Origin of the sequence: Paenibacillus sp. FSL R7-0198 (assembly GCF_038000415.1) — a bacterium.
In the GTDB taxonomy this organism is placed as follows: Bacteria; Bacillota; Bacilli; order Paenibacillales; family Paenibacillaceae; genus Paenibacillus.
Genome location: NZ_JBBOCB010000001.1, coordinates 3,581,071 through 3,598,021, shown reverse-complemented (window position 1 = coordinate 3,598,021; position 16,951 = coordinate 3,581,071). Strand labels below are relative to the sequence as shown.

12 protein-coding genes are annotated in these 16,951 nt (G+C 45.4%); 7 read left to right on the top strand and 5 right to left on the bottom strand.

Going from position 1 to position 16,951, the window contains the following annotated elements; all coding sequences use genetic code 11:
- Positions 1 to 94: 94 nt before the first annotated feature.
- Genes MKY87_RS15450 through MKY87_RS15435 form a run of 4 tightly spaced genes read right to left on the bottom strand, consistent with a single transcriptional unit; the run spans position 95 to position 4,038 of the window.
- Positions 95 to 895, bottom strand: coding sequence for an ABC transporter ATP-binding protein (locus MKY87_RS15450; protein ID WP_340965339.1), 801 nt, complete (start codon positions 893 to 895; stop codon positions 95 to 97).
- Positions 895 to 1,926: a FecCD family ABC transporter permease gene (locus MKY87_RS15445; RefSeq protein WP_340965338.1), complete on the bottom strand. Its 1,032-nt coding sequence runs from the start codon at positions 1,924 to 1,926 to the stop codon at positions 895 to 897. The genes MKY87_RS15450 and MKY87_RS15445 overlap by 1 nt, the downstream gene beginning before the upstream one ends.
- Entirely contained in the window at positions 1,923 to 2,963 is a 1,041-nt protein-coding gene (locus MKY87_RS15440) for a FecCD family ABC transporter permease (RefSeq protein ID WP_340965337.1), read from the bottom strand. The genes MKY87_RS15445 and MKY87_RS15440 overlap by 4 nt, the downstream gene beginning before the upstream one ends.
- Positions 2,956 to 4,038 carry an iron-siderophore ABC transporter substrate-binding protein gene (locus MKY87_RS15435; RefSeq protein WP_340965335.1) on the bottom strand — a complete coding sequence of 361 codons (1,083 nt, stop codon included), beginning with the start codon at positions 4,036 to 4,038 and terminating at the stop codon, positions 2,956 to 2,958. Before MKY87_RS15435 ends, MKY87_RS15440 begins: the two co-directional genes overlap by 8 nt.
- A gap of 358 nt (positions 4,039 to 4,396) precedes the next feature.
- Here MKY87_RS15435 and MKY87_RS15430 point away from each other — a divergent pair, with 358 nt between their 5' ends.
- Positions 4,397 to 5,161, top strand: coding sequence for a leucine-rich repeat domain-containing protein (locus tag MKY87_RS15430; protein WP_340965333.1), 765 nt, complete (start codon positions 4,397 to 4,399; stop codon positions 5,159 to 5,161).
- A gap of 163 nt (positions 5,162 to 5,324) precedes the next feature.
- On the opposite strand, the gene MKY87_RS15425 is transcribed toward MKY87_RS15430, so the two are convergent.
- Positions 5,325 to 6,416 carry a GntR family transcriptional regulator gene (locus MKY87_RS15425; RefSeq protein WP_340967458.1) on the bottom strand — a complete coding sequence of 364 codons (1,092 nt, stop codon included), beginning with the start codon at positions 6,414 to 6,416 and terminating at the stop codon, positions 5,325 to 5,327.
- A 434-nt stretch (positions 6,417 to 6,850) separates the two neighbouring features.
- On the opposite strand from MKY87_RS15425, the gene MKY87_RS15420 reads away from it, so the two are divergent.
- The 6 genes from MKY87_RS15420 (at position 6,851) to MKY87_RS15395 (ending at position 16,951) form a co-directional block, all read left to right on the top strand.
- A complete protein-coding gene (locus MKY87_RS15420; protein ID WP_340965332.1) occupies positions 6,851 to 8,476 on the top strand; it encodes a xylulokinase in 1,626 nt (541 codons plus the stop codon).
- A 175-nt stretch (positions 8,477 to 8,651) separates the two neighbouring features.
- Positions 8,652 to 9,347, top strand: a complete 696-nt coding sequence (locus MKY87_RS15415; protein WP_047840995.1) for an L-ribulose-5-phosphate 4-epimerase — start codon at positions 8,652 to 8,654, stop codon at positions 9,345 to 9,347.
- Between the two features lie 272 nt (positions 9,348 to 9,619).
- On the top strand, positions 9,620 to 11,038 hold the full coding sequence (gene araA / locus MKY87_RS15410) for an L-arabinose isomerase (protein ID WP_133386379.1): 1,419 nt from the start codon (positions 9,620 to 9,622) through the stop codon (positions 11,036 to 11,038).
- Between the two features lie 158 nt (positions 11,039 to 11,196).
- Positions 11,197 to 11,967: an AAC(3) family N-acetyltransferase gene (locus MKY87_RS15405; RefSeq protein ID WP_340965331.1), complete on the top strand. Its 771-nt coding sequence runs from the start codon at positions 11,197 to 11,199 to the stop codon at positions 11,965 to 11,967.
- Between the two features lie 335 nt (positions 11,968 to 12,302).
- Positions 12,303 to 13,997, top strand: a complete 1,695-nt coding sequence (locus MKY87_RS15400) for a histidine kinase N-terminal 7TM domain-containing diguanylate cyclase (protein ID WP_340965330.1) — start codon at positions 12,303 to 12,305, stop codon at positions 13,995 to 13,997.
- A 155-nt stretch (positions 13,998 to 14,152) separates the two neighbouring features.
- On the top strand, positions 14,153 to 16,951 hold the full coding sequence (locus MKY87_RS15395; RefSeq protein WP_340965329.1) for a type I restriction endonuclease subunit R: 2,799 nt from the start codon (positions 14,153 to 14,155) through the stop codon (positions 16,949 to 16,951).

Sequence of the window (16,951 nt, the reverse complement as noted above, 5' to 3'; positions counted from 1 at the left end):
CAGGAAGCGGCATGACTGAGGAAGAGGTGGTGGACCAAAATAAAAAAGCGACAGTTAGGACAAAGGGATCTTTGTCGCAACTGCCGCTATTTGTCTATCTCGCATGATATCGACCTTTGGGCACCACCATCGGTGATCCCGAAACGGGGTCTTCAATAACCGTACATTCCAATCCGAAAATGTCTTTAACCTGTGGGGCGGTTATCACCTCTGCGGGCTTACCCTCAGCCACAAGTTTTCCGGTGTGTAACGCAAAGATATGATCTGCATACCGCGCCGACAAGTTAATATCGTGCAGGACCATCACAATGGTCGTTCCATGTTTGCGGTTCAGCTCGGTAAGCAGGTCCAGGATCTCAACTTGATAGGTGATATCCAGGAAGGTCGTTGGCTCATCGAGAAAGAGGATATCTGTCTGTTGCGCAAGCGCCATGGCAATCCACACACGCTGACGTTGACCGCCTGAAAGCTCATCAATATTATGATTGGCAAACTCGGTGATGTTCATGATGGTCATGGCTTCAGCCACAGCCTCATAATCCTTCTTGGTCCATCCACTGAATAAGGATTGGTGTGGAAACCTTCCACGGCCAACCAGATCGGCTACCGAAATGCCTTCCGGAACAATGGGAGACTGCGGGAGTAATCCGATTACACGAGCTAATTGCTTGGGAGGGATCTTGCTGATCGCTTTGCCGTCCAGCGTAATACTGCCGGATGTAGGCTTAATGAGCCTGGCCATGGTTTTCAAAAGGGTAGACTTACCGCAACCGTTGGAGCCAATAATGACGCTTATTTGGTTGCTTGGTATAACGATGTCCACTCCGTGGATAATGGTTTTATTATCATATCCCGCAACGAGTTGTTTTGCTTCAAATACATGTGTCGGTTTCATTATAACTCCCCCTTACGATTCATTCGGATTAACAGGAAGATCAGATACGGTGCTCCGAGTAATCCGGTAATGACGCCTACGGGGAATCTGTACTCAAAAGCAAACTGTCCGATAAGATCTGAGGCTAGAACCAGATTAACGCCAACCAGACCTGCCGGGATGATGTTCGAGGAGCCAACACCTACGAGCCTCTTCGCAATAGGTCCCGCAAGGAAGGAGACAAAGGCAATCGGGCCTGTAGTTGCGGTAGCAATGGCAACCATGCAGACGGCACTCACAATAAGTGCAATTCTGGTCTTATCCGTATCCACACCCAGTGAAAAGGCCGATTGTTCTCCGAGTTCCAATATACTGAGGTGTTTGCCCAGCATCATGATGATGGGTGAGCAGATTAGCACGGTAATCACGAGAGGTGGCAGTGCGCTCATCTGAGATCCGTTCAGACTGCCTGTGAGCCAGCGGATTGCAGCAGGAATATCCTTTTCAGAACTAACCAGCAGGAGATAGGAGATGACCGCATCAAGCATGGCTTGAATACCGATCCCGATAAGTATTAACCGTCCGATGGAGAACACTTTTCCTCTGGAGAGTACATATATGAACAACACTGTAGCCAGACCTGCAATCACTGAAGCCAGGGAAACAATGGCTCCGCTTGCATGAAGTACAACGATACAGAACACAGCCGCAGCGCTTGAACCTGACGTGATCCCGATGACATTAGGATTCGCCAGTGGATTCCGCAACATGGTCTGGAAGGTATAACCTGCAATACCGAAGGCAAATCCGGCAAAGAGACCTGTGAGCATTCTCGGTAGACGTATCGTATTTACGGCAAAAGACACACCTTTGATCTTCTCTCCCGAAAGGGAGCTGATGACATCTTTAACCGGATAGATTGTATTGCCAAGCAAAAGCATGGCGCAGCAAAGAGCACATGCAAGTATGGCAAGGAGACTGGTGACAAGTATCCAGCGGCGACGTCGATGACGTCTGCCCGCCATAATAAATTCAATCGATTGATCTCTCATAGTGAACGCACTTTCGATCGCATCGCGAGGATGATTAATATTGGAGCACCTATAAATGCGGTAACAACGCCGACTTCAAGCTCTCCAGGGTTGCTGATGAGTCTGCCGCCGACATCGGATATCGTTAGAATGATCGCTCCAGCTATGGCTGACATCGGTATGACAAAACGTAAGTCGGGCCCCAGTATAAGGCGTATGACGTGGGTGGATAACAATCCGATGAAACCAATAGGTCCAGCAAGTGCAGTAGCTGCTCCGCACAATAAAACCCCTGCAAGGGCTGCAATCAATCGAAGTGTTCCTGTGCGAACACCGAGTCCTGTTGCAACATCGTCACCCAGAGCCAGCGCATTCAGTGCCGGAGCCGTAAGAAACGCAATAAGTACGCCGATGACCAGGAAGGGGATAAACGTACTGATTCCACTCCAAGTTGCCGATCCTACGCTGCCCACTTGCCAGAACCTGAACTGGTCCATGACATACGAACGAGGGATCATAATGGCGGTGACGAGTGAGGAGAGCGCGGCGCTAATGGCCGCTCCGGCCAAAACAAGCTTAATGGGCGTGGCTCCGCCACGCCCCATTGAGCCGATTCCGAATACGAACACAGCCGTTATTGCAGCTCCGGCCAGTGCCAGCCAGATATATTGATTGGCGCTGCTGATGTTCAGGAAGGCAATACCGATCACCACAAACAGGGATGCCCCTGTGTTGACACCCAATATACTTGGGTCGGCAAGTGGGTTCCGGGTAACGGCTTGCATAAGTGCTCCTGATACGCCGAGTGCTACTCCGCATAACAAACTAAAGACCGTTCGGGAGATCCGTTTGCGCACGATGTTTGCCCCATATGAGTCTACTTCCGGGTGAAATAATCCGTCGATTAACTCATGAAACCTCACGGGTCTAGAGCCAAAGACCAGTGAGGCAATCAGAGTTGCACCGAGCAGGATAAAACAAATGACTAACACCAAGATGAAGTTCTTGGGGACATGTGCTCGTATTCGATTATCGTTCGAAAGCGATGTACTATTCATTGATTTTATCGATGGCTCCACTAATTAATTTCAGGTAATCATCAATAGTATAGGAAATGGAAAGTGGGTTTGGCGTTCCAGCAGCAACCAATGGTGTATCTGCTTCAATGAACGCTACAGAACCACGTTTAACCGCAGGGATTTTACCCAGCAGCGGATCAGCCTGAATGGCTTTCAGCAACTCGGCATTTCCGTATCCAACGAGGATATCAGCATCATTAAGGGCTTCAGCATTCTCTGCACTTAAGCTCAGGGAGTAGATGTTAGGGTCTGTAATTTGGCTAGTGATGCTTTCTGGGACAACCAAACCTAGCTCACCCAGGAAAGATACACGAGAGTCTACAGGTGTATAGATATGAAGTTTGGACATGTCTTCAGCAGAGAAGTTAACCCAGACTACTTTTTTGTCTTTGATCTGAGGATATGCGGCTAATTTCTCGTTAACCATGGCCTCCGTATCTTTGATCAGTTGCTCGCCTTCTGCTTCCATACCCATACCCTTTGCATTAAAAGTAACCTGCTCGCGCCATGTTGTTGCCCATGGAGCCGTTGGGTAAGCTACAACCGGAGCAATTTCACTAAGAAGATCGTAGTCTTCCTGAGTGATACCGGAGTATGCTGCAAGAATAACATCCGGATTGGAATCGGAAATCGCTTCAAAATCAAGTCCGTCTGTATCTTGGAATACGTTCGGGTCGGTTACACCGAGTTCATCAAGTTTCTTCGCAGTCCAAGGCAGCAGTCCGCTATCATCCTGAACACCAAAGTTAGCTGCCGAGAATCCTACAGGAACTTGTCCAAGTGCGAGAACGACATCTTGGTTGGCCCATTGTACTGTAGCTACACGCTCAGGCTTTTTCTCAATAACCGTTTCGCCCAGTGCATGCTTGATTGTAATTGGATATTCGGTATTCTCATCTGTAGCGGCTGGTGTTTCTGCAGCTGGAGCTGCCGAATCACTTGCAGCAGGAGTTGCTGCTGGCTCAGCTGTTTGGTTGCCACAACCTACCAATGCCAGGATAAAGACCAGTGAAATCAGTAACGCCGTTAATGGAAACTTTCTCTTTGTATTCATTTGTTTCCCCTTCCTGAATCTAAAATGTATTTGGTAGTGCTTAACATCCTGATTGATCAGTTACATCCATTGAGATGTATAAAAATAGAGATATAAAACGTTTTATACATATGATAATGATTATCAACATCAATAAATATATCTTTTTATTAAAGGCAGTGTCAATAAAAAATTGTAAACACCCATATTATATTAGGGTTACATTCCTTGGTAGCGTAATCCACTATCCGTTCTTAACGGAACAGTTATAGGATGAGAGCAGGAGGGGTTCTAATAAATTAGGATGAGGATAATATCAATGTATTTCATTCCAGATCATGGTATATTTCTAGTATTAAATAATGTAAGGAGATTCTACATGCATAATCAATTCATCAAAAAGTTGATCGTACTTTGTTTGGTTTTTGTATTATTACCGTCAACAAGCGTTTTGGCTGCGTCTTCGCTTATTAAGGACCCGGTCTTGGCCAAAGTTATTCGGACAGATTTGAAGATGTCGGCTAAGAAGGAAATAAAGGTTGCCGATTTGAAAAAATTAAAATCCCTATATGCTATGGAAACAAAAAGTAAAATTTCCAACCTGCAAGGTCTTGAACATGCCGTTAATATGACGGATTTATTCTTTCCTGGCCAAAATATAAAAAATATTAAACCACTTAACAAGTTAAAGAAATTGACGTTCTTAGCTGTTGAAGGCAATCAGATTGCAGATATCTCGCCACTTATAGGTCTGACTAATCTGCAAAATCTGGTTATGGACGATAACAAAATCAAAAGCCTGGCTCCATTAAAAAATATGCGTAAGCTAACCAGTCTACTCGCCAGTGGGAATCAGGTGTCTGATCTAAGTCCTCTTCAGAAGTTAAAGTTGGAATGGGTTATTATGAATGATAATAAAATTCAAGATCTGACACCTTTAAAGAACCATCCAACCTTGGAGTATCTATATGTAGAAGATAACCTCATTGAGGATATTTCAGTGCTCGAAACCATCCCACATCTAACAGAGGTATATTTGGCTAATAATCCGTTGAATGAGCGTGCAGAGCAGGTTATGAAAAAATTGGAGAAGAAAGGCGTCGTTGTAAGTCTGGTAAGCGAAGAAGCGGATCAGTCGAAGTAGTTTCGATTAGAGAAGATGTATATGTATATGTATATGTAAGAAGAAGTTAATCCCTCATTATATTGAACAAGAACAAAGAAGGCCGCAGATATTCTCGCGGCCTTCTTTAAGTATGTTGGACAGAAACGCTCGGTAACAACTTACCACCCGTCCCACAACAATATTATTCCACTTCGATCTCCTTCACCGTCTCTCCCTCAACCAGTACCGGCTGATAGTAGGTGTTTGTGGGCAGATCCTTTTTGCCTTGCAGATTCTTGATCACCCAGTCGGCAGCATCGCGGCCCATTTGCTCTTGGGGATGGGTTAGCGTTGTTAGCCTTATGTTGGCGTTCTTGGCGATATACGAATTGTCCTGTCCAATGATGGATAACTCATCCGGGATCAAGATGCCCAGTTGCCTGCAAGCGTGCACGACCTCCAGTCCCACCTCATCGTTGTAACAGACGATCGCGGTGAGCGCATCCCTGTTTTCGTCCAGATACATTGCTACATTAGAAGATAACTCTGTTTTCGATGCGGTATCAAAGGAAAGCACTTGCTCAGGATGGAACCGTAACTTCGCTTCACCCAGCGCCTTGATGTACCCTTTCATCCGGTACTTGCCTTGTAGATCATCCATTTTGGCAATAATGCCGATCTGGGTATGGCCTTTGGCGATCAATTCCCGAGTGGCAAGATAGCTGGATTGCACGTCATCCAGGCAGAAGAACGGAACCTCCAGCTCCTCATAAAATGCATTAATCATCGTAAACGGCACATCCTGCTCCTTGAAAGACAGGTAGTATGCAATATTGGGATTGTACAGATTACTTTTGGTCGGTTCGACAATCAGGCCATCCACACCGTAGGAGAGCATCATTTCGAGGGCTTTTTTCTCCTGTGCCACATCATTATTGGTGCTGGCTAGCAGTAACGAGTAGTTGTCCTCATTCAGACGACTCTCAATGCCGCGGATAATGGACGGAAAGATGTAATCCGAGATGTATGTCGTGATCACACCGATCGTTTTCTTCGACGTATGACCGCCTGATCGTGATCGATACTGATTGCTGACGTAAGTTCCCGACCCTTTTTCGCTTCGTAAAAACCCTTCGTTCGATAACTCCAAAATAGCCTTCCGTACCGTCTGGCGACTCACGTTGTAGCTGTCCTGTAATGCCGATTCCGTAGGGATCTGTTCGCCTATGCTATATGTCCCCGAAAGGATATGACTCTTTATATCATCAATGATGACCTGGTATTTTGGCTTCACGTAGTCCACTTCTTTCATCGTTACTCATCTATATCAATGTTATTGTTCAAATAGTTGTACGTACATATTTTAGCATGATTCAGTTGGAATGCATATAAAACAGCACATTTTTTGAAATGAACCGTACATATCCGGCCTTTTTAGATAGAAGTGTACCTTACAGCATAGCCAATTTATAGCTGTTTGAGACCTTTGAATGGTCAATTAGAGTACAATATGTGTCCTTTGTAAGTATAACTATTATATATTATTGACAAATGTACGTACAAAAAATATACTAAGGCTGTCAGAAAAGGAAAGCGCATTCTTTGAAAACACAACAGGAAGCAATTATACAAAATTCATTATCAGTTACTGCCATAAGTAGAAGCTTCACTTTATATATGCATCCTTTGGGATGTGAAATCGCGACCGGAGAGGGGATACACGTGATTATGAGTCAACTGGACTTGAAAGAAGCTATTACCAAGGGCGCTACTTCGCTCGGAATTGAATTTGGATCAACGCGGATTAAGGCGGTGTTGATTGACGAGCGTTTTGAGACCATCGCGTCAGGCAGTTATGAATGGGAGAACCTTCTGAAAGACGGATATTGGACGTACAACCAGGAGGATATCATCACAGGCCTGCAAACGGCTTATCGTGAGATGAAGCAAGATGTGGAACAGAAATACGGAATTACGCTGCGAACGGTCGGTTCTATCGGATTCTCGGCCATGATGCACGGATATATCGCATTGGATAGCGCAGGTGAAATGCTGGTACCTTTCCGAACCTGGCGTAATGCTACGACGGGAGCAGCCGCAAGGGAGCTAACGGAACTTCTGCAATTCAATATTCCGGAACGCTGGAGCATCGCCCACTTGTACCAAGCCATTTTGAACGAAGAGGCACATGTGCCACAGATCGATCACCTGACAACTTTGGCTGGATACATCCACTGGTTGCTGACGGGCAATAAGGCGATTGGGATCGGCGATGCATCAGGCATTTTCCCAATTGACGAGTCTACACATAACTATCACCCATCCATGATCCAACAGTTCGACGAACAGATCGCAGGCAAAGGTTATCCGTGGAAAGTTGAGGACCTTCTGCCCAAGGTATATCTCGCTGGTGAGAATGCAGGTGTATTGACGGAAGCGGGAGCCAAGTTGCTCGACCCTTCGCAAGATCTGCAAGCAGGCATTCCGCTCTGTCCGCCAGAAGGCGATGCCGGAACAGGTATGGTGGCAACGAATAGCGTGCGAAAACGTACGGGGAACATCTCCGTGGGCACATCCGTATTTGCGATGATTGTACTGGAGAAGGAATTATCCAAAGTGTATCCCGAGATTGATATGGTCACCACGCCAGATGGTAGCCCAGTAGGGATGGTGCATGCCAACAATTGTTCCAGTGATATCAACGCATGGGTTGGATTGTTCCGCGAATTCTCTCAGGCGATGGGATATGAAGTGGATAACGGCAAGTTGTTTAGCGTGTTGTTTAACAAAGCTTTGGAGGCAGACCCAGATGGTGGTGGCTTGCTCAGCTACGGTTACTACTCAGGTGAGAACATTACGGGACTTGAGAAAGGCCGTCCCTTGTTCGTCCGCTCCCCGGAAAGCAACTTCAATCTGGCAAACTTCATGCGGACACATCTGTTCAGTGCCTTCGGCGCACTCAAGCTGGGCATGGACATTTTGACGGAGGAAGAGAATGTAGCCATTGACAGTATTTTGGCTCACGGCGGCCTGTTCAAGACCCCTGTCGTTGGACAACGGATTGTAGCAGCTGCGATGAACGTGCCGGTGTCGGTAATGTCTACCGCTGGTGAAGGCGGTGCATGGGGCATGGCGCTTCTGGCTTCCTACATGATTAACAAGGATCAAGAGGAAAGCCTGGATGTGTTCCTGGAGCAGAAGGTCTTTAACGATGTTGAGGGAGTTGAAGTGGCACCGGATGCATCGGATGTGAAAGGGTTTGAAGCATTTATCGAACGCTACCGGAGTGGACTCACAATTGAGCAATCAGCCGTAGATCATCTGGTAGAGAATGTTCAAAAAGACCGCTTTTGATTACGAAGGATGCCTAGTGGCATCATCAACATCGAATATGGAATTCAGCCGAAATGTCCGTTGCTCACGTAGCTCTATCTACGCTCCGCTACTCCATTTCTAGCTTCATCCCATCTTCTCGGTACTGAAAACCGACTTTTTGAACACGCACTATTAGAGAACGGGAGGGAATAACATGTTAGAACAACTGAAAGAAGAGGTATTCCAAGCGAATCTGGAACTGCCAAAGCATGGACTTGTAAAATTCACATGGGGTAACGTCAGCGCAATCGATCGGGAAAGCGGTCTGTTTGTGATTAAACCAAGTGGCGTCAGCTACGATGTGATGAAAGCAAGCGACATGGTTGTAGTTGATCTGGACGGTAACGTGGTGGAGGGAGAAATGAGACCTTCCTCGGACACCGCAACACATGCTGTACTATATAAGCATTACTCGGAGATTGGTGGCATTGTGCACACACACTCCACATGGGCGACCATCTGGGCGCAAGCCGGACTGGACGTACCTGTTATGGGAACAACACATGCGGACACGTTCTATGGTGCGGTGCCTTGTGCACGTTTCCTGAATCAGGACGAGGTTGATCGAGGATACGAAGCGGAGACGGGACGCGTCATTATTGAAACGTTTGAGCAGCGTGGAATTGATGTTATGGCTGTTCCGGCAGTATTGCTCCATGGTCACGCACCGTTTACGTGGGGGAAAGATGCCAAGTCTGCGGTGGTGAACAGTGTCGTGCTGGAGGAAGTGTGCAAAATGAACCTGTACGCGCGGCAATTAAATAACTTCGCGAAGGAACTACCACAAGGCATTTTGGATAAACATTATCTGCGAAAACACGGAAAAGACGCGTATTACGGACAGAAGTAATTAGGTTATAACAGTGACTGGAAGCATGTTCTGTCTTCCAAGTGGTTTAGTATGGGAATGACTTGTTGAACTATACTTTTTACACGATAACGGAGAGTGCAGAACCAATCTGAAGAAGCGAAGCGCTCGCGTTTATCACAGGATTTTCCCTTTAAAAAAGGGAATCAAAAAAATCCGGGGATAACCAGCGATCGAAAGATTATTCTGGCTGCGCAGTGTGCTAGTGTAAACCCATTAGTTCAACTATAAAATAATGAAATGAGGATGATTATATGTCAGCAGCAAAAGAATTCTGGTTTGTGGTCGGTTCACAGCACTTGTACGGAGAAGAAGCACTGGGCGAAGTAAAAGCCAACGCACAGAAAATTACGGATGCCCTTAATGCAAGTGGCGTACTGCCGTACCCACTCGTATTGCAGGATCTGGCAGTAAGCGCAGATAAAATCACGAGCACGATGAAAGAAGTCAACTATCGCGACGAAGTAGCAGGTGTCATCACATGGATGCATACATTCTCCCCGGCGAAAATGTGGATTCGTGGTACGAAGTTGTTGCAAAAACCTTTGCTGCACTTGGCGACCCAATTCAATGAAAGCATTCCTTGGGCAACCATCGATATGGACTTCATGAACTTGAACCAAGCGGCACATGGTGACCGCGAATATGGCTTCATCAATGCCCGTCTGAGAAAACAAAATAAAATCGTTGTTGGCTACTGGGAGCGCCCAGAAGTGCAACAGCAGGTTGCTGATTGGATGGACGTAGCGGTAGCTTATAATGAAAGCTTTAACATCAAAGTAGCTCGCTTCGGTGATAACATGCGCAACGTGGGCGTAACCGAAGGTGATAAAGTAGAGGCACAGATCCAATTTGGATGGACGGTTGATTACTTCGGCATCGGCGACCTCGTGCAATACGTGAACGCTGTAACAGAGCAGGAAATCGATGATCTGATCGCTCAGTACGGAGACCTCTACGAATTCGATTATGGTACAAACAGCAAGGAAGCTTGGGAAGCCAGTGTACGTGTGCAAGCGAGTTATGAGATTGCCATTAAACGTTTCCTGGACGAAGGTGGTTACAGTGCCTTCACTACAAACTTCGAAGATCTGCATGGCATGAAACAGCTTCCGGGTCTGGCAGTACAACGCCTAATGGCTCAAGGGTACGGATTTGCCGGTGAGGGTGACTGGAAAACGGCTGCGCTGGATCGCTTGCTGAAAATTATGGCCCATAACGAGAATACGGGCTTCATGGAAGATTACACATACGAGATGGCTACTGGACAGGAAGCGATCCTGCAATCTCACATGCTTGAAGTAGATCCTACACTTGCCAGCACCAAACCGAGAATCATCGTGTCCCCTCTTGGCATTGGCGATCGCGAAGATCCAGCTCGTCTTGTGTTCGATGGCAAAGCAGGCGAAGGTGTCGTGGTATCCATGGCAGACTTCGGTACACATTACAAATTGCTGATCAACGAAGTATCTGCATTCGAGCCAACCGTTCCAGCACCTAACCTGCCGGTAGCACGTGTTCTGTGGAGCGTGAAGCCAAACTTCCAGGACGGGGTAAAAGCATGGATCGAAAATGGTGGTGGTCACCATACAGTTGTATCCTTGAACCTGACGACAGATCAGATCGTGACGTATGCGAAGCTGGTGAATCTGGAGTACGTTATTATTAAGTAAAAGTGGAGTGGCAGCTACTGCCTGAACTCATACAATTTTTTTCTCTGTGGCCGGGGGTTAACCCTCGGCCCTTTGTTTGTTATGCTGAGAAGCATGATGTGAAGCTAAGCAAGGATTTGCTTTTTCATCGAAAGGATAAGAAATGAAGGAGGAAGGACATGTATACAAAAGAAAGCTTGATACAGCAATTAGAGCAGCTCGGTGTGGATAGGCAAGGGACAGTGCTCATTCACTCTTCAATGAAAAGTATAGGCGAGGTTGAAGGTGGAGCAGACACGGTGTTGGATGCCTTTAGCGAGTATATGAAAGAGGGATTGTTGGTACTTCCCACGCATACGTGGTCTACTATTAATGCAGATAATCCAATGTTCCACGTGGAAACTTCTTCCTGTTGTGTGGGTATTCTTCCTGAACTATTTCGGAAACGTCCGGGCGTGGTTCGTTCGTGGCATCCTACGCACTCGGTAGCAGCACTGGGACGGGACGCAGAGGCATTTACGAAGGACGATCATCTCTTCGATACACCGTGTGCGAGAGGTTCAGCATGGGGGAAACTGCTCGATCGGAAGGCGACAATCTTGTTAGTAGGCGTGGACTTGAAGCGGAATACATTTATCCATGGGGTCGAAGAGTGGGTGGACATCCCTGGCAGAATGACGGACGAGCATGAGATGCTGTATACGGTTTTACCAGATGGAAGCCAGATTTCAGTACCGTCCCGCAGGCATTGTGGGTTGCCATGGTCAGAGCATTTCTGGAAAGTAGACGAGGTATTGGTTCGCGAAGGTGCGATGCGTAAAGGAAAGCTCGGTGATGCGGTTGTTAGAGTGTGTGATGCGACTAAGACAGCAGAGGTAATTACGGAAATGCTGAAGGATAACCCCGATCTATTCACGGACAACCTCCCTCTGGATGCAGTAAACGAATGATACAAGGGCCGTCCGGTAGACGGATGGCTCAATATCGATCACTTGATGATGTCTAATACCTCCCGAGCAGATGATGTACTCTCCTGTTTTGCACTCCAAACCTTCAAAAGCATTCACAAATAATCAGAAATAGATCAGCATTTCGATCAGAGGTTGGTCGGACTTCCAGTGTATGGGCTACTCACCCTTATGGTGGTGTGATAAGATATGGTTAAATTAACCAATAAGTATGGCGTAGCAGTATTGTATAGGTGTTTATTGAAGTTATATATAAGTATCACATAGAATCATGAACAACCACGTTGTCATTGTAGCATCTAAGAAGGAGAAGATTCGTGAACCCATTAGTATGGTATGATCTCTTTTTATTTGTCCTATTGTTCGGTGTAGGTGTATATGTGTTTGCTACGGTTAGAATTACGAACTTACATAAGGTGTACTTTTTATTCCACGGGTTGATGATGCTCTGGCCTTTCTGCCAATTTGCGAGTACGCTCACGGATGATTCCGGTCTGCAGTTGTTCTACGTTACGTTATCATTCGTCGCGGTCTCCCTGCTTGGGAGCGGATGGCTTCTACTGACGATCTTTATTACCGGCTATTCAGAGCGTCTGAGTGCAAAAGGAACCTTCTTGCTATTTGTCCCTGCGGTGATCGGGGCTATAGGTGTAGTCGCAAATCCATGGAATGAGTTCGTCATCCCGCTGGAGGGCGGGTATATCGAGCGGGCTTACGGCCCTTGGTTCTGGGTTGTGATGATTATTCTGGTGAGCTATTTCGTGACGTCTCTCGTCGTCTTGTTCCGGGCGGTGTATTCTTCGCAGACGTCTGCCATGATCAAAAAACAGGTGAGGATCACCCTATGGGGTATCTTTGTCTTGGCTGTTTTTGCAACGATCGATGCGATCCTAAATGTCGTTCTAGCCCGCTGGTTGCCGATCATTCCTGGCATGACTTCGCTGGGAATCTTTCTGTCGGACCTGTTCTTTGTCTATGTGATCAAAAGATACAATGTGTTCGATCTGGTCTCCATCGCGCATGAGGACGTGATCAATACCATTCCATATGGCATCCTGGTACTGGATGAGAATGAAGTCATTGTTGAAGCGAACAAAGCCTCTCGATCCTTTATGGATCTGCATGTGGGGGATTCTTTTGATATGGAAGCCTTTCTGGAGTCTGTTCAAGTTGTGGGCAGCTGTCGGGAGTTCGTGAATCATTATAAGAAAAAAGAAAATACCCTCTCTCAGATTGAAGTGATCGTGGAGCGGGACAACAATATCCGGCACTTTATCCTGCAATCTTCTCCGATTGTGGATTCGGCTCTTGTGCCGATCGGTCATATCCTTACGTTCCAGGATGTCTCGCAGGAGCGCTTCTACGTGAAAGAGATGAATCGCCAGAACGAGACGCTTCAGGAGCGAAATCAGGCGCTAGACTTGATCCGTCAGGAGTTATCCGAGGCCAATCGCAAACTGGAGGAACTCGCCCTGACGGACAGTTTAACCAACTGTTACAACCGTCGTTATCTGACCCAGCATCTGAATCACGAGGTCATTACCAATATTCAATACAAAACACCATTTTCGCTCCTGCTGCTCGATATCGACTACTTCAAAGCGATCAATGATCGCTATGGGCATGTCATCGGGGACGAAGTGCTCGTCCGCACAGCGGAGGCGGTCAAACAATCGATTCGCAGTACCGATATCCTGACGCGTTATGGCGGGGAGGAGTTCATGATCTACCTTCCGCATACGGAGCATGATCTGGCGAACCAAATCGCGGAGCGCGTGAGAACAGCGGTGGAGTCCAACCGCATTATGGTGGATCACGAGATTACGCAGGTGTCCATTACGATTAGTATTGGGATTCTATCCTTTGAGGATTTTGAAGTTGTGCATGTGCCGGACAATCCGGAGGGGTATTTGACGCAACTGTTCGCTGCAGTGGATAAGGCCTTGTATCAGGCGAAGCAGAATGGACGTAATCGGATTGAGTTTGCGGCGTTTGAGCGGGGTGTTGTTTGATGCATAAGGGCGAAGGGACTTCATGGGTATGACGAGGGCTAGGATTGTAAATGTTTTGTTAAATAATAGATCGTTTTGGATATTGCATAGAAGATCTGATAAAAAAAGTGTACGGATTATTTATATATAAGTAAAAAAGGGAGATTAGGAGACCGATGAAGACTGAAGCAGAAACACGCAAAGAGCTGATTGATGCGAAACTATCTGATGCAGGTTGGGATGTAAATAATCCCTCTCAGGTTATACAGGAGTTTGGTATTTCGTTACCTTTTACTGAAGCTGTAGCAGAAGAGCGACCTTCTTATGGAGGATATCAATTTTGTGATTATGTTCTGCTTGGAAGAGATCGAAAACCTTTAGCTGTGGTCGAAGCAAAGAAATCTTTGATAGACGCTGCAATTGGTCGAGAACAAGCGAAACAGTACTGTTATTATATTCAGACTCAATATAGTGGCAAACTTCCATTCTGTTTTTATACTAACGGCTTAGATATATATTTCTGGGATTTAGAAAATTCTCCACCACGTAAAGTTATTGGGTACCCAACCCGTGATGATTTGGAACGATTTCAACATATTCGAGAACATAAAAAGCCGCTTGCTGATGAACTAATCAATACACAGATTGCCGGAAGAGAGTATCAGATTCGTGCAATTCGCGCGGTAATGGATGGATTAGAGAAGAAACAGAGAAACTTTCTGTTAGTAATGGCAACTGGAACTGGGAAAACAAGGACATGTATTGCACTTGTTGATGCTCTTATTCGTGCGAGGCATGTAGAACGAGTGCTTTTTCTAGTGGATAGAATTGCGTTACGAGAACAAGGACTTGCTGCTTTCAAAGAGCATCTACCAAATGAGCCATACTGGCCTAAGGTCGGAGAGAGGATTATAGCGAAAGATAGACGAATTTACATATCCACTTACCCAACAATGCTCAATATTATTAGGGATGATAAAGATCGCTTTTCACCCCACTTCTTCGATCTAATTGTTATTGATGAAAGTCATCGTTCGATCTATAACACTTATGGGGAAGTGCTAGATTATTTTAAGACAATTAGTCTAGGGCTTACAGCTACACCTACTGATATCATTGACCATAACACATTTAAACTCTTTAACTGTGATGATGGTCTCCCAACGTTTGCTTATACCTACGAAGAAGCAGTGAATAACACTCCGCCTTACCTTTGTAATTTTCAAGTCATGAAAATTCAAACAAAATTTCAGGAGGAGGGTATCAGTAAACGCACGATCTCCTTAGAAGACCAGAAAAGATTGATTCTAGAGGGGAAAGAGATTTCGGATATTAATTTTGAGGGCACGGATCTAGAGAAGACTGCAACAAATAAAGGAACAAACGTTCTTATTGTTAAAGAGTTTATGGAGGAATCAATTAAAGATGCCAACGGTGTTTTACCCGGGAAAACAATTTTTTTCTGTTCAACTAAAGCACATGCTCGTCGGATCGAACAGATATTTGATTCTCTCTATCCAGAGTATATGGGTGAGTTGGCAAAGGTTTTGGTTTCAGACGATCCACGTGTGTATGGCAAGGGTGGTTTGCTAGATCAGTTTACTAATAACGATATGCCTCGTATTGCTATCAGTGTAGATATGATGGACACTGGGATTGATATCAGAGAGTTAGTTAATCTTGTGTTCGCAAAGCCAGTTTATTCGTATACGAAGTTTTGGCAGATGATTGGACGTGGAGCAAGGCTACTTGACTCGCATAAATTAAAGCCATGGTGCAATGAAAAAGAAAAATTCCTTATCCTAGACTTTTGGGATAACTTTGATTATTTCAAGCTTAATCCAAAAGGCAACGAGCAGACAGTTCAGGTTCCACTACCAGTGCGTTTTGTCGGGATCAGATTAGATAAGATTGAAAAAGCAATCGGATTGCAGCGAAACGACATTTGTCATAAAGAAATTCTTAAACTTCGTAGTCAAATTCATGACCTGCCGCAAAGCTCGGTTGTGATTCGAGAGGCAGCAGCAGATTTGCGGAAGATCGAAGGCAAAAAATTTTGGGATAACGTCACACTAGAGAAGATTGAATTTTTACGAACTACGATAAAGCCCTTGTTTAGAGCAGTATCACAAACTGATTTTAAGGCTATGCGCTTCCAAAAGGATCTACTGGAAGCGTCATTGGCGAAGTTGGCAAATAAAACGCAGAAGTTCGAAGCACTAAAGGATCATATTATAGAACTCATTGGCGAGCTACCGCTATCCGTCAACATCGTAGCAAGAGAAGAGGCTATAATTAGACTAGCACAGACAAATAACTATTGGTCTAGTATCACTGATGTATCATTTGATGAGCTTGCTGACAGATTATCTATACTTATAAAATACCGAGACGGGGATAAACGGCCGCTTGGGCCAACTCAGCTTGACTTAAAAGATATGCTTAAGACCAAAGAAATGGTTGAATTTGGGCCAGAAAATTCAACAGTCAGCATTTCTAAGTATCGAGAGATGGTAGAGAAGCTAATCATGGAACTAACTGAGAGCAATCCGATCTTACAGAAAATCAAAGCTGGGCAAATAATTACCGATGCTGAAGCGCAGGAGCTTGCTGTATTATTACATTATGAGCATCCCCATGTTACAGAAGATATATTCAGGAGTGTATATAGAAATCGTAAAGCCAAGTTCCTACAGTTCATCAGGCATATAATAGGACTTGAAGTACTAGAAAGCTTTCCAGAGACAGTGGAAAAGGCTTTCGAACAATTTTTTCAGACTCATACTAATTTAAGTTCACGTCAATTGGATTTCTTAAATCTGCTTAAAGAGTTTATACTAGATAAAGAAACTGTGCAGAAACGGGATTTGATACAGTCCCCTTTCACAGTACTGCATCCACTAGGTATTCGAGGTTTATTCACTCCTGTAGAGATTAACGAGATATTAGATTTAACTATGAAGGTGGCATCTTAA

Coding starts and splice junctions, on each gene's coding strand:
- MKY87_RS15445 (WP_340965338.1), bottom strand. CDS start 1,926: ATGAGAGATCAATCGATTGAATTTATTATGGCGGGCAGACGTCATCGA.
- MKY87_RS15420 (WP_340965332.1), top strand. CDS start 6,851: ATGAGTCAACTGGACTTGAAAGAAGCTATTACCAAGGGCGCTACTTCG.
- MKY87_RS15430 (WP_340965333.1), top strand. CDS start 4,397: ATGCATAATCAATTCATCAAAAAGTTGATCGTACTTTGTTTGGTTTTT.
- MKY87_RS15440 (WP_340965337.1), bottom strand. CDS start 2,963: ATGAATAGTACATCGCTTTCGAACGATAATCGAATACGAGCACATGTC.
- MKY87_RS15415 (WP_047840995.1), top strand. CDS start 8,652: ATGTTAGAACAACTGAAAGAAGAGGTATTCCAAGCGAATCTGGAACTG.
- MKY87_RS15435 (WP_340965335.1), bottom strand. CDS start 4,038: ATGAATACAAAGAGAAAGTTTCCATTAACGGCGTTACTGATTTCACTG.
- MKY87_RS15405 (WP_340965331.1), top strand. CDS start 11,197: ATGTATACAAAAGAAAGCTTGATACAGCAATTAGAGCAGCTCGGTGTG.
- MKY87_RS15450 (WP_340965339.1), bottom strand. CDS start 895: ATGAAACCGACACATGTATTTGAAGCAAAACAACTCGTTGCGGGATAT.
- MKY87_RS15395 (WP_340965329.1), top strand. CDS start 14,153: ATGAAGACTGAAGCAGAAACACGCAAAGAGCTGATTGATGCGAAACTA.
- araA (WP_133386379.1), top strand. CDS start 9,620: ATGTCAGCAGCAAAAGAATTCTGGTTTGTGGTCGGTTCACAGCACTTG.